The following is a 15,426-nucleotide window of genomic DNA, read 5'->3' on the forward strand; positions in this document are numbered from 1 at the left end:
AATGACTATAAAACGGCTAGACGCAGACAGCGAACAGTATTTAAGTTTGGTCGTAGACGCTCAAAATTGCATTATTAACGTTTCAAACAGTTGGGAGCCTTTGGCCGTTCAAGGAGGCGCGGGCGACAGTCTGCAAGCAAATAAGATTTTAGGCTTGCCTTTAAAAGACTTTATTCAAAGCGATATAACGTGGATGGCGGTTGAAACGGCGCTTAAATTATGCCGTTTAAAAAGACAACCTTTAAGCAAGCCTTATCGTTGTGACAGCCCAACGCACCAGCGCTTTATGCAAATGGATTTAATTCCACTGCAACCCTTTTCAACAGGTCTGGTAAAAATGCAACACGGTTTATTAAAAGAAGAGCCCTTTAAAAAACCGCTTTACATTCAAGATATGACCGCCAGTCAAGGCAAAACAAGTCTTCCTCATTTAATTTTACGGTGCAGTTTTTGTAATTCTCTTAAAAATCCTAAGCTGGGTTTTTGGCAAACGCCCGAGATATTTGAGCACAATCAAACCATCGAGCAACCCTTGCAAGTGGTGCACACGGTTTGCCCAAGTTGCAAAGAGGCGCGCTGGGGCTAATTGACCGGAGTAACGGATGATGCATAAACGTTATGAATGCATATTGGTACAACCACATCACCTTTAATGCATGCGCCTTATTCTTTTAGATGGGTTAACGGGTTGGTTTAATACCTGTGCTTCAATGGCTTGCCAATAATTAAAAAACCGTTTTAAGCGTGTATCTTGGCTAAGCCAATGCAATTTTGAAAATGGTCGCACTTCTGTTTTTTGCCAACGGGTCTTAATTGACGCTGCCCAATTTTTTAGAATAGGGTCTTGGGGCTGCTGTATAACCAATAGTAAAGCCGGATTTTGCTCTACCAAGGCGCTTAACACCTTAATAGTATCACCCTGATACACTGTGGCATTGAGCTCGCACAGGGTTTCGTATATGTACACCCAGCGTTTAAAAGACCAGCCTTGTTGTTTAACATAAGCGTCATCCCAAACGTAGACTAAACTGTCATTCGCGTTAAAATCGTTTGGGCAATACAAGGCTTCATCGTGCAGTAAAAACACTCGGTTAGTGCTCATTACCAACCCTCGTTTATAGTATGAGCAAACAGGGTTTGTTGCAGTTGCTCGTAGGTGTAATCAAAAATAGCGTTACTTGGATGGTTAAAGCTTTGTAGAGCAGGGCTGTATTTTTTAACATTATCTAAATTAAAAAAGTACGGTTTGGCGCTAAACGTAGACGCCACCCATTGCCAAGAATAATTGTTAGAAGCTACGTCGCCGTCTAATAAATGGTGTAAAAACCATTGCGCGCCAGCTTGCCATTTTACCCGTCGCCAATGCACTGTATAAGCCGCTAAATAAAGCCTGGCGTGATTGTGTAAATAACCCGTGGTTATAAGCTGCTTAATTAATGCGTCAATAAATTCCACCCCGGTTGCGCCGTGTTCAATGTCTTTGGGCAGGGCATTGGCGTACTCTTCTGCTGTAAAACCAGTTTTGTAGGGCTCAATGTCTTGCCATAATAAATGCGGCTGACGGTGATGCACTTGGTGAAAATATTCACGCCAGCACACTTGTTGCAAAAAACGTTTGCTCTCATCACTTGAGCCCTGTTGTTGAGCCATGTCAACCAGCTCAATGGGTTGCACAACACCGTGGCGAATTGCAGCAGACAACTGGGTAACCGCACCCTCTAAGTGGTTACGCGTGCGCGCGTAGTCCTTAATATTTAACTGCGCCAACTGATTAAGCGCGCGTGTGCGACCGCCAACAAGCGCGCTAACCGCCGTTGGCTCAGTTAGCCCGAACAGCTGACTTATAAAGCTTGTGCGCTCTGCTCTAGACGTAAATTGCGTGGGCAGCGTTACCAGTGTCATAAAACTTACCTTTGATTGTGCAAATAGTGTCCAATGATTATACAATAATGCGTTGACAATACAATTTTGCAAGGACGCACACAGCATGAAAAGGCTTAAATTGGGTTTAATCACATTGGGCGGGACACTTCACTTTGCTTGCGCATAATGAGTTGACGGACCTCTTGCAATGGCCGCAAGACCCCAAACTGACCGATTGGGTGTTTGTAGACGTCGAAACCACCGGTGGTAAACATCAAAAAGATTTTATTACCGAAATCGCGGTATTGCATATTTATAAGGGTGAGTGGGTCAGCACCTGGCACTCGCTTATAAAGCCGCCGATAAGCATTGCGCCGTGGATTACGAACATAACCGGTATTAGCAACGCCATGGTGGCCAACGCGCCCAGTTTTGAAGAGGTGGCTCACGATTTGGCCGCGCTGTTAAACGGCAAAATTTTAGTAGCGCACAATGCGCGCTTTGATTACGGCTTTATTAAAAGCGAGTTTAAGCGCCAAGGCATAGACTACCGAGCCAATACGTTATGCACGGTAAAGTTATCGCGTGCACTTTTTAAGCAGCACGCCCGGCACAGTTTAGACCATATTATTAAACGCTTTGACCTAGACTGCCCTAATCGGCATAGGGCGTTAGACGACGCCAAGGTGTTGTGGGCGTTTTTTCAATTATTACCCCGATATCACACCCTGAAAAATATTTGGCTGCAAGTGAGTGACCAGCTTAAGCAACCCAGTTTGCCGCCGAATCTTGCCCCCAATAGTTTAGACGGTTGTAAAGACGTGCCAGGCGTGTATCGGTTTTACAATCAACATGGCAGCGTAATTTATATAGGCAAATCGGTGCAACTTCGCTCGCGCATACTCAGCCACTTTAACAGCGACCATCGCCACTCAAAAGAGCTGCAAATTAGCTCAGAAATGCACGCGCTCGACTGGACGGTGTGTGCCGGAGACCTGGGAGCGCAACTGTTAGAGGCGCAAGAAATTAAACGATTTGCGCCCAAATACAACGTGCGATTACGCAAGCTCACCAAGCTTTGGAGTTTAAGTGCACAGCACGATGCCCAAGGCTACCAGCAACTTAAGTTAGGGTACTCAAACAATCTTACGGCCGACCGTTTGGGTGCGTTATATGGGTTGTTTCGCTCTCAAAAACAAGCGCAAACCGTGCTAGAAAAATGGGTCACTCAACACCAGCTTTGCCACCGTTTAACCGGGTTAGAAAATAAAAAATCGGGTGCGTGTTTTGCCTATCAGCTTAAAAAGTGCAAGGGTGCGTGTTGCGCCCAAGAGTTGCCCGCACGGTATAATGTGCGCCAACAAATAGCACTTACCACGTTAAAAAACCAAACCTGGCCATGGGCAGGGCCTATTTTGGTGAAAGAAACCACAGACGATTGCGAGCAAGTGCATTTAATTAACCAATGGTGCTGGCTGGGAAGCGCTTACAACGACGTGCAATTGCAAGACTTGCTCGAGCGCGCACAAGACGCAAGTGACGACCACTATGTAATAGACTTGGATCAGTACCACATTTTGTGTCGATTTTTGCTTAACCCAAGTGCACACCCATTAATGCACGTTACGCATGTTCCGCACATTAAGCTCAACGACGTAAAAGAGGTTATCGTCTTTTAAAGATGACCAGGCCTGGTCATATTGAGTTTTTAAACATTGTGCATGCTGCTGTGATGGTTATTCAGCCGCTAACTGTTCTAACCGATACACGCCGTTTTTGCCGCCTAAGTGTTGGGCTAGAAAGGGTAGGGTGGTTTGTAAGGTGTTCCAAAGTGTCCAGGGTGGATTAATAAAAATCATGCCGCTGGAGGTCATGCCACGCTCGGTGGTGTCGGCTTGCAGGCCCAGTTCAAACAGTTGAATGTTACGAACGCCACTGGCCTTTAGTTTTTTGACCAGTTGATTAATCTGCCCGCGATTGACCACCGGATACCACAGCGCATAAGTACCGGTGGCAAAGCGTTTGTGGCAGGCGTGCAGTACTTCTACCACGCGGTCGTAATCGGTTTTGACTTCGTACGGTGGGTCTATTAACACCAGGCCACGACGTTCGCGTGGCGGCATAGCGCCAATAGCGGTTTGAAAACCGTCTTGGTTAAAGACTTTAATGCGACGGTCGCCTTTGACGTTTTGCGTTAAGGTGGTCTGTTCGCGAGGGTGCAGTTCACACAGCGATAGGCGATCGTCTTCGCGCAATACATGGCTGGCAATCCACGGCGAACCGGGATAAAAAGCCAGTGAATCCGTCGCGCCATTGAGGCGATTAAACTCTTGCACCACCTCTAAATAACGTTGTACGGCTTCGGGCAATTGCGTGCCTTGCGCTTGCAGTGCCGTTTGCAGTGTCATTAAGGGCGCAATGCCGTTTTCGTATTCACGGTTTTTTTGGGCTTCTTGCTGATCTAGCTTAAAACTACCGGGGCCCGAATGGGTGTCCATGTAAAAAATGGGAGCGGGTTTTTGGGTTAGATAATCTAGGGTGTGCACCAAGCACAGGTGTTTAAGCACGTCGGCAAAGTTTCCGGCGTGAAACGAGTGTAAATAACTGAGCATAGTGTGTTTAACCTTTTGCGCTAACTGTTATGGCGTATCAACAACGCATCAAGCGTTAATCAAATCTTCAATTTCGGCAACTTTTTGCCAAACCAATTCGGGATTGCCACGCGCTTCAATGTTTAAGCGCAGCAGCGGTTCGGTGTTTGAGCTGCGAATATTCATGCGCCATTCGCTAAACTCAAGGCTTAGGCCGTCGGTTTGGTCAAGGTGTGGATTTTGCGGGGCAAAATGGGCACGCACTCGGGCTAAAATGGCCGCGCTGTCTTTTACCGTGTAGTTAATTTCGCCACTGCACGGATAAGCAGCCATGCGCTGCGCCACCAGTTCGGACAGTTTTTTGCCGGTGGTGCTCATTAATTGAGCAATCAGCAGCCACGGAATCATACCGCTGTCGCAATACCAAAACGTTTTAAAGTAGTGATGCGCCGACATTTCGCCACCGTAAACAGCGTCTTCTTTGCGCATGCGCTCTTTAATAAAAGCGTGGCCGGTTTTGGATTGAATGGGCACGCCGCCGGCTTGTTCTACTTGTTCAATGGTGTTCCAGGTTAGGCGCGGGTCGTGGACAATTTTGCCCCCGGGGTGTTTGGCCAACAGCGTTTCGGCCAGTAAGCCCACTAAGTAATAGCCTTCGATAAATTCGCCGTTTTCGTCAAATAAAAAGCAACGGTCAAAATCGCCGTCCCAAGCAATGCCCATGTCGGCGTGTTGCGCCACCACGGTTTGCGCGGTAATCGCGCGGTTTTCGATGAGCATCGGATTGGGTACACCGTGCGGAAAATCGCCGTCGGGTGCGTGGTGCAATGTGGTTACCTTAAACGGCAAATGGCTGGCCAAGGCATCAAACGTCGGGCCGGCCGCACCGTTGCCAGCATTAACCACGAGGTTAAACGGTTTTAAGCAGGCCTGGTCAACGTAGGTAAGCAGGTGGTTAATGTAAGCGTTTTTGCACGGGTTTAGGCTTATTACGCCCACGTGTTCAGCGCTTTTTAACGGTGCAAATTGCTGGTTGGCAATGCACGCTTTCATTTCGTTTAACCCCGAATCGCCGCTGACGGGTCGCGCGTCGGCCGCCACCAGTTTCATGCCGTTGTAACCTTTGGGGTTGTGGCTGGCCGTGACCATAATGCCGCCGCTGGCGGCTAAATGGGCGGTGCCAAAATAGACCTCTTCTGTGCCGCACAAGCCTATGTTAATTACGTCTACACCCGAATCAACCAAGCCTTGCATTAGAGCATTGGCGAGTTCTAAACTTTCTAGGCGAATGTCGTAACCCACCACCACGTTGGCGGGGTGCAACTGGGTGGCAAACGCGCGACCAATTTGATACGCCAAGGTGGCATTAAGTTGTGCGGGCACTTGGCCACGAATGTCATAGGCTTTAAAGCACGATAGGTCTTGGGTCATGAAAGTATCTCTTTGCGGGATTTGACCAGGCCTGGTCAGTGTTAAAACACACGTTAAACTAAGGTTAAACGTGGTTTGACCAGGCCTGGTTAGATTGAAAACGGTTCTTAGACGGGGTTTTAGCGCGCCTTAACGCCCAATGCCGTAGTAGTCAAAGCCGTACGATTTAACCCACGGTTTTTGATACAAATTACGGCCATCTAAAATAATTTTGGTGCGCATATTGGCCGACAATAGGTTCATGTCGGGTAACCAAAATTGTTTCCACTCGGTCACTACGCACAAGGCATCGGCCTGTTCGGTGGCGGCGTACATGTCGGGACTGATGTGAATGCGCGCGCGCTGCTCGGCGGTTAACTCGGTTTGCATCCACTGAGAAAAGTTGTCGTCTAATTTGGGGTCAAACACTTTAAGCGTGCAGCCTTGCGCCAAAAACGCCTTAATCAGCACCAAGCTGGGGGCGTTTTCGATGGAGTTCGAGTTGGGCTTGTAGCTAATGCCCCACAACGCCACGGTTTTGCCTTCTAGGTCGCAGTCAAAATGTTGCCAAAGTTTTCTAAACAACACCTCTTTTTGTTCCTTGTTAATGTCCAGCACCGACTGCAACAAGCTCGAATGCGAACCTGCCGACTGAATTAACGTCTGTGCGCGGCTTAAATCGCGTTCAAAGTGGGTACCGCCAAAACCGATTCCAGGGTACAAATACGAAAAACCAATGCGACTGTCGGCTCCTAAACCTTGGCGAACTTCTTCAATGTCGGCGTTTAAGTATTCAGCCGCTTGCGCCAAGTCGTTCATTAACGAAATACGCGTGGCCAACATAGCGTTGGTAGCGTATTTGGTGAGCTCGGCCGATTCGGGTGACATTAAAATGGTCACGTCGCGGTTGCGGTTAAATGGCGCAAATAAGCGTTTAAACAGGTCAATAGCGTATTCGTTTTCACTGCCAATCACCAAACGGTCGGGGCGTAAAAAGCCGCTGATGGCTTGACCTTCGGACGCAAAGTCGGGGTTAACCAACCACGGCATTTTGGCCAGTTCACCAATTTGACGCGGTGTGCCCAATGAAAAGTTAGAGCGAATAATCAAGCACGATTTAGGCGTAACGTAGTTGGCCAACAAACGCGCGTACTCTTTGCCTTTTGAGCATTCGTCGGGGTTAGAGGCAATAATATGCACCTTGGCGTCAGCGTCTAAGGTATCGCTGTAGGTTAAGCGTTCGGCCGCTACTTGGGCTTTTAACAACTTAACCAGGCCTGGTTCGGTGCGAGCCAAGTCGGGAGTGCCGATTAGTGTGACAAAATTTCCGGTTTCGGCTAAACAACCTGCGCACACCAACGAGCTAATTTCTGATCCAAATACATTAATTTTCATTTGTCTTGTTCCACTGTTTTGTTCCAAATGGCGTTAAGAATTCCGGCGGTTGAGCTGTCAAGACCGGTTACGTTTTGGGTTTGAATGTTGTCTAAAATGCCCATGGCCAAACGTTTGCCCAGCTCTACACCCCATTGGTCAAAGGGGTTAATTTTCCAAATGACCGACTCGGTAAACACTTTGTGCTCGTACAACGCCACTAACATACCTAAATGATAGGCGTCTAATTTGTCCATTAACAAGGTGTTAGACACTTGGTCGCCGGGGTAAAACTGGTGCGGATTGTCCGAGGTTTGGCCAATCATTAACGCGCGGCTTTGCGCCAAACAGTTGGCAATGTTTAGATTGTGGTGGTAGGCCGAACGCTCGTTTTGCATGCTGTCTTCTTTAAACAAAATAAAGTCGGCCATGACTTTTTCGGTGCCTTGGTGCATTAGCTGATAAAACGCGTGCTGGGCGTTAGGGCCGACTTCGCCCCATAAAATAGGGCAGGTGCGGTATTCGACCGTGGTGCCGTCGCGCTTGGTGCGCTTGCCGTTGCTTTCCATTTCAAGCTGTTCAAGATAGCTCGAAAAATACTTTAAGCGAGAATCGTACGGCAAAATGGCTTGAGCGGCGCGGTCTAAAAAGTTGGTGTTCCACACCCCAATTAAGCCCAGCAATACCGGGATATTTTGTGCAAACGGCGTGTTTTTATAGTGTTGATCCATGGCGTACGCGCCGGCCAACATGTCTTTGTAACCCTGCATACCCAAGTGCAAGGCAATCGACAAGCCAATGCTTGACCACAACGAAAAGCGTCCGCCAACCCAGTCCCAAAAATGCAACTGAAACTTAGGCAAAATGCCCCATTCGGTCATTTTAGGCACGTTGGTCGAGGCAGCAATAAAGTGGTGCATGGTCGCGTTTTCGGTTTTGGCGGCGCTTTGAATCCACTTTTTAGAGGTTTCGGCCAACGACAAGGTGTCAATGGTGGTAAACGATTTAGACGCAATAATAAACACGGTGGTTTCGGGTTCTAGCTCGTTAAGCAATTCTTGTAACTGGTGCGCGTCTAGGGTCGACACAAAGTGAATGCCAGGCGCGGTGGGCAGTTTGTCGCCCTCTAACGCGCGGGTAATCATTAACGGCCCTAAATCACTGCCGCCCACGCCAATGTTAATTACGTCGGTAATAGGCTTGCCCGAAAAACCACGCAATTGGCCACTGTGTGCACAGTCTACAATGTGTTGCATTTTTTCCCATTGTTCGGCCACTTGCGGCATGGGGTTTTCGATGTTACGCAGTGCCGTGTGCAACGCCGCACGCCCTTCGGTAATGTTAATGGCTTCACCGCTGTACTGCTTTTCAATCCATTCATTTAACTCACTCTCTTTGGCCAGCTCAATTAACAGCTCTAAAATGGGTTGGTCAATTTTTTGTTTAGAGTAGTCAAACAACAAACCTGGCATGCGGGCGTGAAACTCCTCAAATCGATTTTGATCGGTGTCAAAAAAGCATTTTAGGTGTTTGTTCTGTGTGGGTTCAATGTGTTGCGTGAGTTTTGCGTATGCTTGGGTGTGAATCATGTGAACTCTGCCTTATTAAGCTTTTTAAGCCGTTAAATTAGTCTACGTATTCTAAACCACTCGTTATTTTTAAAACACACATTTTAAAAAAAATAACCCAGTGGTATTGGGGTTAAATGCGGGAAGCATGAGCACTCAATCAAATCTTATTTTGGCTCAAATTAGCGCTAATTAACGTCATTTAACCTCATCGGGCACAAACTTAAGCACATTGCCATTGATGCAATAGCGTTTAAAGGTGGGGGCAGGGCCGTCGTTAAACACGTGGCCTAGGTGAATCCCCGAACTGGCGCTGCGCACCTCAACGCGTTGCATGCCGTGGGCGTTGTCAATGTGTTCGGTAATGGCGCCCGCTACTGGGTTAAAAAAGCTGGGCCAACCTGTGCCGCTGTCAAATTTGGTGTTGCTCTCAAACAGCGCCGCGCCGGTAATAGGGTCTACAAATTTTCCGGGTCGTTTTTCGTCTAAATGCGAGCCGCTAAACGCGTATTCGGTGCCTTGTTCAAAGGCAATGCGTTGTTGCTCTGGGGTAAGCAATCTAAAACCTAGCCATTTCCAAAAGCGCGGTTGATCGCCGTTGTAGCCGGTAAAGCGCGACACTTCTTTGCCGTTTTCAAACAGCACAATGGTGGGGGTGGCAAACAGGGCTTTTTCAAGTGTCCAGCCTTGTGGCGGGTTAGGGTTTAGGGTGGCCACAATGGGCACTTCGCTGCTCCATTTGCTTAACACTTCGGTTTTAAACTGTTGGCAAAACGCGCAATCGGGCGCTTCAAACACAATCAGCTGACGCGCAGAATTTAAAGTAGCCGCATCCAGTAACGGATGAGTTTTTAAGGTGCTGGCGTCGCTGGGATAGGCCACGCCCGTGCCGCCTAAGCCGCAATAGCCGTTAGGGTTTTTTTGCAAATAATCTTGGTGATAGTCTTCGGCCGCCACGTAGTTACGTAGGGGCGCAATTTCGGTGGTGATGTTGCCCAGTTTTGCTTTGCTAAGGGCGCTTTGATAAGCCTCTTTGGTGGTCAGCGCGGTGGTTTTTTGGGCATCGTCGGTGTAATAAATTACGCTGCGGTAGTTGGTGCCCACATCGTTGCCCTGGCGGTCGCCTTGGGTGGGGTTGTGATTTTCCCAAAACTTAACCAATACGGTTTCTAAACTGACCAGGCCTGGGTTAAAGGTAACTTTAATCACCTCGGCGTGATTGCGTGCGGTGGCAATGCCCGCTTGAATTTGTTTTTCTAGACCCAGCACATCGTAATACCCGGCACTGGCATTGTCGCCGCCGGCGTACCCGCTTTGGACATCAACCACACCGGCTATTTCGGCCATGCGTTTTTCGGCACCCCAAAAGCAACCCATGCCCAATACAATCGATTGAGTGGGTAGGGCGGTTATAACCGATTCGTTTTGAGTGGTATTAGGCATGTTAGACTCCTTGGCGCAACTGGGTAGGGTGAAAATAGACAACATTAGCGGCACAATGGGCATAAACCAAAGCTTACGCCAAGCGGTTTTAAAGGGGGTAGTCCAATGGTTTTTCATGTTTCACCTTGTTTTTTATGATGGGCAATGGGTTAGGTAAAAAAATGATGCAAAGAAACTTTAATGAATGTTTAAACCTAAATTCGTGACAAAGCCGTTACAATCCGTGTATTAGAATTGCAGTCTTACGATTTTACGTTATCTTTTAAAACGTACCAACGGTTAATGTTTATTGGTTAATGTTTATTTAAAGGAGACCTTTGCACGAGTGGGGCATGAGAAAAAAATGAGGAAAAATTTACCTGATTGAGGCGGGAAACGCAGTGAATAGCTGGCTATTCACAAGTTTTCCAACGAAAAGCAGGTCAATTTTAACCATTTTTGGCCGTACATCCACTCGTGCAAAGGTCTCTAAAGGTCTTTAAAGGATTGTTATGTCGTTTCCACGTTTAAAAATAGCCGTGTCCGATTGTTTGCGCGGTACGCCATGTCGTTACAACGGTGGGCATGCTCAAGACGACTTTGTAAACCAGCACTTGGCGCAGTACGCCGACTTTTACCCGTTTTGCCCAGAAGACGCGGTAATGGGCTCACCGCGTGAAACCATTCGTTTGGTGGGTGAAGAAGATGATACGCACTTGCCGCGTACGGTGGTGCGCGGAACAAAAACACACATTGATTATACCGCACCTTTGCACGCTTACAATCACACCAAAGTGGCGCATTTATTAACTCAAAACATCGACGGTGCCGTGGTAAAAGCCCGATCGCCCAGTTGTGGGTTAGAGCGCATTAAAGTCTATCAACCCACGGGTCAATGGCATGGCTCAAAAGACCCCTTAGTGACTGGGCTGTTTACCCAGCATTTAATAGAGCAAGCCCCGCATTTGGCCATAGAAGAAGAAAACCGTCTGCAAGACGCTTGGTTGCGCGAGCAGTTTGTCTTGCGCGTGTTTACCAGCGCCCGCTGGCGTGAGTTTGTGTCACCCGCATCGTCTGAATCGACGGCCTCGGCCTCGTCTACATTGCCAGCACAGCCTACCGTAGCGACTTTTCAGGCGTTTCATCGTGACCATAAATATTTATTATTGTCTAAAAATCAAACACTTTACAAACACATGGGCGCATTAGTTGCCACTACGCGAGCGCACAATTTAACCAACAGTTTAGAGAGCTACCAGGCCTGTTTATTTGAGCTTTTAGCCTGTTCGGCCAGTAAAGGTCAGGTTAAAAATGTACTGGATCATATTTATGGCTACTTTAAAACCCAGTTAAGTCACGATCAAAAAAACCACTACCACCAAACCTCGGCCGAGTTTGTAAACGGTATTATTCCGCTTATTGCAGTAATAAAAGTCTTACAACAGTTTTTAACTCAATATCCGTCAAGCTACTTGGTAAGCCAAGTATTTTTTAATCCCTATCCCGCCGATTTAGCTTTGCGTTCGCAAGTAGAAGCCTTTCGATAAACTTAAGTTTGCTTAAAGTTTGCTTAAAGTTGCTCTGTACCCTTTTTGGTAATCCACACGGCGGCTTTTAAACTTTGCACCCGTTCCATATGCGCTTCGCGGCTGGTTTTTAAATCGACCAACGGCAATGGATAAGTGGTGCCCAGCGTAATGCCTTTTAAAGTGCACTCGGCCACATGCAACCACGGCGCGTGAATGGCCTTGGCAGACAACGCGTTTAACTCAGGCAGCCAGGTTTTAATGTAGTCGCCTTTGGGGTCAAATTTTTCGCTTTGGGTAATGGGGTTAAACAACCGATAGTAGGGCGACGCATCAACACCACAGCCGGCCACCCATTGCCAGCCCATGACGTTATTGGCCGGGTCGGCGTCTAATAACGTGTGTTCAAACCACGCTTTACCCACCAACCAGCTTTGGTTTAAGTTTTTGGTTAAAAACGACGCCACCAACATGCGCACTCTATTGTGCATCGTGCCGGTAGCCCACAGCTCACGCATGCCCGCATCAATTAGCGGATACCCGGTTAAGCCCTTTTGCCACGCCAAAGTATCGGCATTAGCCGCTTGCCAAGGCATGCTTTGGTACTTGAGCATAAACGGCTCAAACTGCGAACTGGCAAACCAAAACAACAAATGGCGTGCAAATTCTTTCCACACCAACTGGCGCAACCAGGCCTGGGCACTGTCTATTTGTGCAGAGGTGCGATTGGGTTGGGCTTTGTAATCTTCTAAATAAAAGTACACCATGCGCGGACATAACTGACCAAAATGCAAATAGGGCGATAACTTACTGCTGGCCGCCAAGGCCATAAAGTCGCGGTCGTGAGGGTAGTCGGTTAAATGGTGCTCAACAAAATAATCAAGAGCCTGCCACGCACCCGCCTCGCTAATAGCGTGCTGGTTCCAATGGCTTAACACCTTTTGCGCCCAAGGTGTTTGCAGTAAATGGTCTAAATCAGTGGGCAAGGCGCTGTGCTTAGGCGGCGCAAGCATGCAACGTTCTGCACTAAAATCGCTGGGATTAAACACATCCAACGGCTCTAGCAAGGCTTGTTTTTCCATTAAGGCTTTGTAAAACGGAGTAAACACCAAATAAGGTTTTGTTGTTTGTTAAAAAACTCGCTAGGATTAATCCAAAACTCTGAAAAAAACGGCGTAAGCGCCACTTTACACGCCTGACACACCGCCAACGCCTGTTGTTGCATGGTGTTAAACGGCAACCCAACGGCAAAGCTGTAATGCAGGTGCTTAATATTATGCAAGCCAATCAACGCAGATAATTGCTGGGTAAAGTCGCCTTCAATCATCCATAAATCGGCATTGTGCGCCATTAAATCGGCTTTTAAGGCTAACAAACTTTGCGCCAACCAGGCCTGGTTAGCATTATCAGTAAGCGGTTCACCAATAAGGTGTTGTGAATCGTGAAAGTACGCCACAATCACCTTACCCGGACGCGCCAAAGCCGCCTGCAACGCCGGCAAATGGTTAAGCCTAAATTCGCGCTGAACCCATACCAACGTGGGGGCGTGTGATAAAACAACGGCCATGCAAACAACTCCTTTTAAACTACGTGAATGCAACGTTAAGCACTTGCACGGCTTTTAAACTAATTAAGAGTAAATTGTATAGTATCTGTATAGGGCTGATGTGAATATTACGTTAATTACGTGTTTAAACTTTTGACCAGGCCTGGTTACATTCGTTTTACCGCAAACAAACCCCGTTATTACGGGCTTGATTCGTAAAAGCCCCACGTCATTGCACACATAGCCCACAAACAAACCCCACGTCATTGCGGGCTGGTAAATTACGTCATTGCGGGCTTGACCCGCAATCTATGGCTAAATACGGCACACGGGGCAGATGCCGTGTCGTAGCACGGCATGACGGTGGGGCGTTGCATTGCGGCACTACAACCACACCACGGCATTACAATCACACCACGGCATTACAATCACCCCACGTCATTGCGGACTTGATCCGCAATCTCCCAAAGGTATCGGCCAAACTTGTTGGGCTAGGTAGGTATTGCCGGTATTTGCGGGGTGGCTAAACCGTCAGCCAATCCATCTGCACTAAATTGCGGGCGTTTTGGTTAAAAATTAGCCCAATTTGATGAATGGGTTTGCCCGCCTGTGACCAGGCCTGGTGCTTTTGGGCGTAGTTTTTGGTAATGATTTGTTGCAAAGCAGGGTTAGGGGTTTGGGGTTGATAGTCGGTAGATTTATCGAGTTTAAATTCCATAATAAACAAGTGATCACCCAACTTAACCGTTAAATCAACTTGACCATGGTTGCTAATGTCTTCGGCGGTAATGTGTGCGTTTAAACTTGATAAATAAGCAAACATCACCGACGCATAATAGCCTTCGGCTGAATCAATGTCGTTTTTGGTAAAGTTGCGCCAGGGAATGCTGGCAAACAACGATACAATTTCGGCTTGTACGCCGTCAAAATCAGCGGCTTTTAATAACACCAGTAAATTACGGCGGTGCGAACGCACGCTTTCGGCCAGGTGGGTATAGCCACTTAATAGCTGACTGTACAAAGCCGACTGCACTTCGCGGTTGGGAATGCGTAAATGAAAATTAAGTTCTTCCAGCTCATCTTCATTAACGCTGTCAATGGTTAAATACCCCGCCTGAAACAACAAGGTAATAGGGTTGATGTTCTCGACATCAAACGAATTTAATATATTTTCATCCACTTGAATATTGTCTAACTCAGGCAAGAAATAGCGATTTTTCTTAAACAGTTTAATTAAAAAACTCGGGCTACCGGTTTCAAACCAGTAACTGCGATAGAGCAACCCTTTGCTGATAAACAACAACACATCATACGGGTTGTACACCGCCTCGCCTAAAAACTGATAACCGTTGTACCACTCTTTAAGCTTTGCCCAATCGACACCGTCTAAATGCTCGGCAAAAGACGTTTGCAAATCGTTTTGAGTGTAGCCACAAATAGTCGCAAAACGACTGTCTAACGTAATATCTTCTAATTGATTTAACCCGCTAAACAAACTCACTTTAGAAAACTTGGTCACCCCTGTCATAAACACAAACTGCAAATACGCGTCTTGGCCTTTTAACACTGAATAGATGTTTTTTAAACCTTCACGAACTTGTGCGGATATTTCAACGTTGTCGATGTTGTCTAGAATGGGTTTATCGTATTCATCGACTAAAACAACGACTTTTTGGCCGTATTTGGCATGGGCTTTTTGAATAAGTTGCCGAAAACAGCTGGCTAAATCGGTATTAAACTCGCACTCAATGCCCAAAAGCGTTTGTGCGCCATAAAATAAATCTAAGATTCGAACATCCAAATCTTTACGAGATTGAATCGTGCCATCGGCAAAATCCAACTTAATAACGGGATAAGTTTTAGACCAATCCCATTTATCGTAAATATACAGCCCTTCAAATAAAGCCTTATTGCCCTCAAACAACTCTTTAAAGGTATCCACCAACAAACTCTTACCAAACCGCCGTGGACGCGATAAAAAATAGCGCGAAGGTTGTTGCACCATTTTCCACACCAAAGGGGTTTTATCGATGTACACAAAATCATCAAGGCGCACCGCACTAAATGTTTGAATACCAATAGGGAGTTTTTTCATTTTGTTACCTTAAAAAATCTTGCTGTGGTCT

The 15,426-nt window shown here is 47.2% G+C and carries 13 protein-coding genes; 3 read left to right on the plus strand and 10 right to left on the minus strand.

Going from position 1 to position 15,426, the window contains the following annotated elements; all coding sequences use genetic code 11:
• Nucleotide 1 precedes the first annotated feature (1 nt).
• Nucleotides 2-586, plus strand: a complete 585-nt coding sequence (locus tag EP181_RS02015) for a hypothetical protein (RefSeq protein ID WP_127470172.1) — start codon at nucleotides 2-4, stop codon at nucleotides 584-586.
• Nucleotides 587-649: 63 nt separating this feature from the next.
• Here EP181_RS02015 and EP181_RS02020 read toward each other — a convergent pair whose 3' ends face one another.
• Both EP181_RS02020 and EP181_RS02025 read right to left on the minus strand, forming a co-directional pair.
• Nucleotides 650-1,102 (minus strand): hypothetical protein, encoded by a 453-nt coding sequence (locus EP181_RS02020; protein ID WP_127470173.1) that lies wholly within the window; start codon nucleotides 1,100-1,102, stop codon nucleotides 650-652.
• Nucleotides 1,102-1,902: an FAD-binding domain-containing protein gene (locus EP181_RS02025; protein WP_172959664.1), complete on the minus strand. Its 801-nt coding sequence runs from the start codon at nucleotides 1,900-1,902 to the stop codon at nucleotides 1,102-1,104. Before EP181_RS02025 ends, EP181_RS02020 begins: the two co-directional genes overlap by 1 nt.
• 164 nt (nucleotides 1,903-2,066) lie before the next feature.
• Here EP181_RS02025 and EP181_RS02030 point away from each other — a divergent pair, with 164 nt between their 5' ends.
• Nucleotides 2,067-3,542 (plus strand): exonuclease domain-containing protein, encoded by a 1,476-nt coding sequence (locus tag EP181_RS02030; protein WP_232023478.1) that lies wholly within the window; start codon nucleotides 2,067-2,069, stop codon nucleotides 3,540-3,542.
• A 57-nt stretch (nucleotides 3,543-3,599) separates the two neighbouring features.
• On the opposite strand, the gene EP181_RS02035 is transcribed toward EP181_RS02030, so the two are convergent.
• The 5 genes from EP181_RS02035 to msrA all read right to left on the minus strand — a co-directional run bounded on the left by EP181_RS02035 (nucleotide 3,600) and on the right by msrA (nucleotide 10,366).
• A complete protein-coding gene (locus EP181_RS02035; RefSeq protein ID WP_127470176.1) occupies nucleotides 3,600-4,475 on the minus strand; it encodes a 23S rRNA (adenine(2030)-N(6))-methyltransferase RlmJ in 876 nt (291 codons plus the stop codon).
• 48 nt (nucleotides 4,476-4,523) lie between these two features.
• Complete coding sequence (locus EP181_RS02040; protein ID WP_127470177.1) at nucleotides 4,524-5,885, minus strand: phosphohexomutase domain-containing protein; 1,362 nt, start codon at nucleotides 5,883-5,885, stop codon at nucleotides 4,524-4,526.
• Between the two features lie 129 nt (nucleotides 5,886-6,014).
• A complete protein-coding gene (locus EP181_RS02045; RefSeq protein WP_127470178.1) occupies nucleotides 6,015-7,259 on the minus strand; it encodes a UDP-glucose dehydrogenase family protein in 1,245 nt (414 codons plus the stop codon).
• Nucleotides 7,256-8,827: a glucose-6-phosphate isomerase gene (gene pgi / locus EP181_RS02050; protein WP_127470179.1), complete on the minus strand. Its 1,572-nt coding sequence runs from the start codon at nucleotides 8,825-8,827 to the stop codon at nucleotides 7,256-7,258. The genes EP181_RS02045 and pgi overlap by 4 nt, the downstream gene beginning before the upstream one ends.
• A gap of 177 nt (nucleotides 8,828-9,004) precedes the next feature.
• Nucleotides 9,005-10,366: a peptide-methionine (S)-S-oxide reductase MsrA gene (msrA, locus tag EP181_RS02055; RefSeq protein ID WP_232023479.1), complete on the minus strand. Its 1,362-nt coding sequence runs from the start codon at nucleotides 10,364-10,366 to the stop codon at nucleotides 9,005-9,007.
• Between the two features lie 374 nt (nucleotides 10,367-10,740).
• On the opposite strand from msrA, the gene EP181_RS02060 reads away from it, so the two are divergent.
• Nucleotides 10,741-11,775, plus strand: a complete 1,035-nt coding sequence (locus EP181_RS02060) for a YbgA family protein (protein ID WP_127470180.1) — start codon at nucleotides 10,741-10,743, stop codon at nucleotides 11,773-11,775.
• Between the two features lie 23 nt (nucleotides 11,776-11,798).
• On the opposite strand, the gene EP181_RS02065 is transcribed toward EP181_RS02060, so the two are convergent.
• The 3 genes from EP181_RS02065 to EP181_RS02075 form a co-directional block, all read right to left on the minus strand.
• Nucleotides 11,799-12,836 (minus strand): cryptochrome/photolyase family protein, encoded by a 1,038-nt coding sequence (locus EP181_RS02065; RefSeq protein WP_127470181.1) that lies wholly within the window; start codon nucleotides 12,834-12,836, stop codon nucleotides 11,799-11,801.
• On the minus strand, nucleotides 12,836-13,321 hold the full coding sequence (locus tag EP181_RS02070) for a deoxyribodipyrimidine photo-lyase (protein ID WP_127470182.1): 486 nt from the start codon (nucleotides 13,319-13,321) through the stop codon (nucleotides 12,836-12,838). Before EP181_RS02070 ends, EP181_RS02065 begins: the two co-directional genes overlap by 1 nt.
• A 502-nt stretch (nucleotides 13,322-13,823) precedes the next feature.
• Nucleotides 13,824-15,395, minus strand: coding sequence for an ATP-binding protein (locus tag EP181_RS02075; RefSeq protein WP_127470183.1), 1,572 nt, complete (start codon nucleotides 15,393-15,395; stop codon nucleotides 13,824-13,826).
• Between the last annotated feature and the right edge of the window lie 31 nt (nucleotides 15,396-15,426).

Origin of the sequence: Thiomicrorhabdus aquaedulcis (genome assembly GCF_004001325.1) — a bacterium.
Classification (GTDB): domain Bacteria; phylum Pseudomonadota; class Gammaproteobacteria; order Thiomicrospirales; family Thiomicrospiraceae; genus Thiomicrorhabdus; species Thiomicrorhabdus aquaedulcis.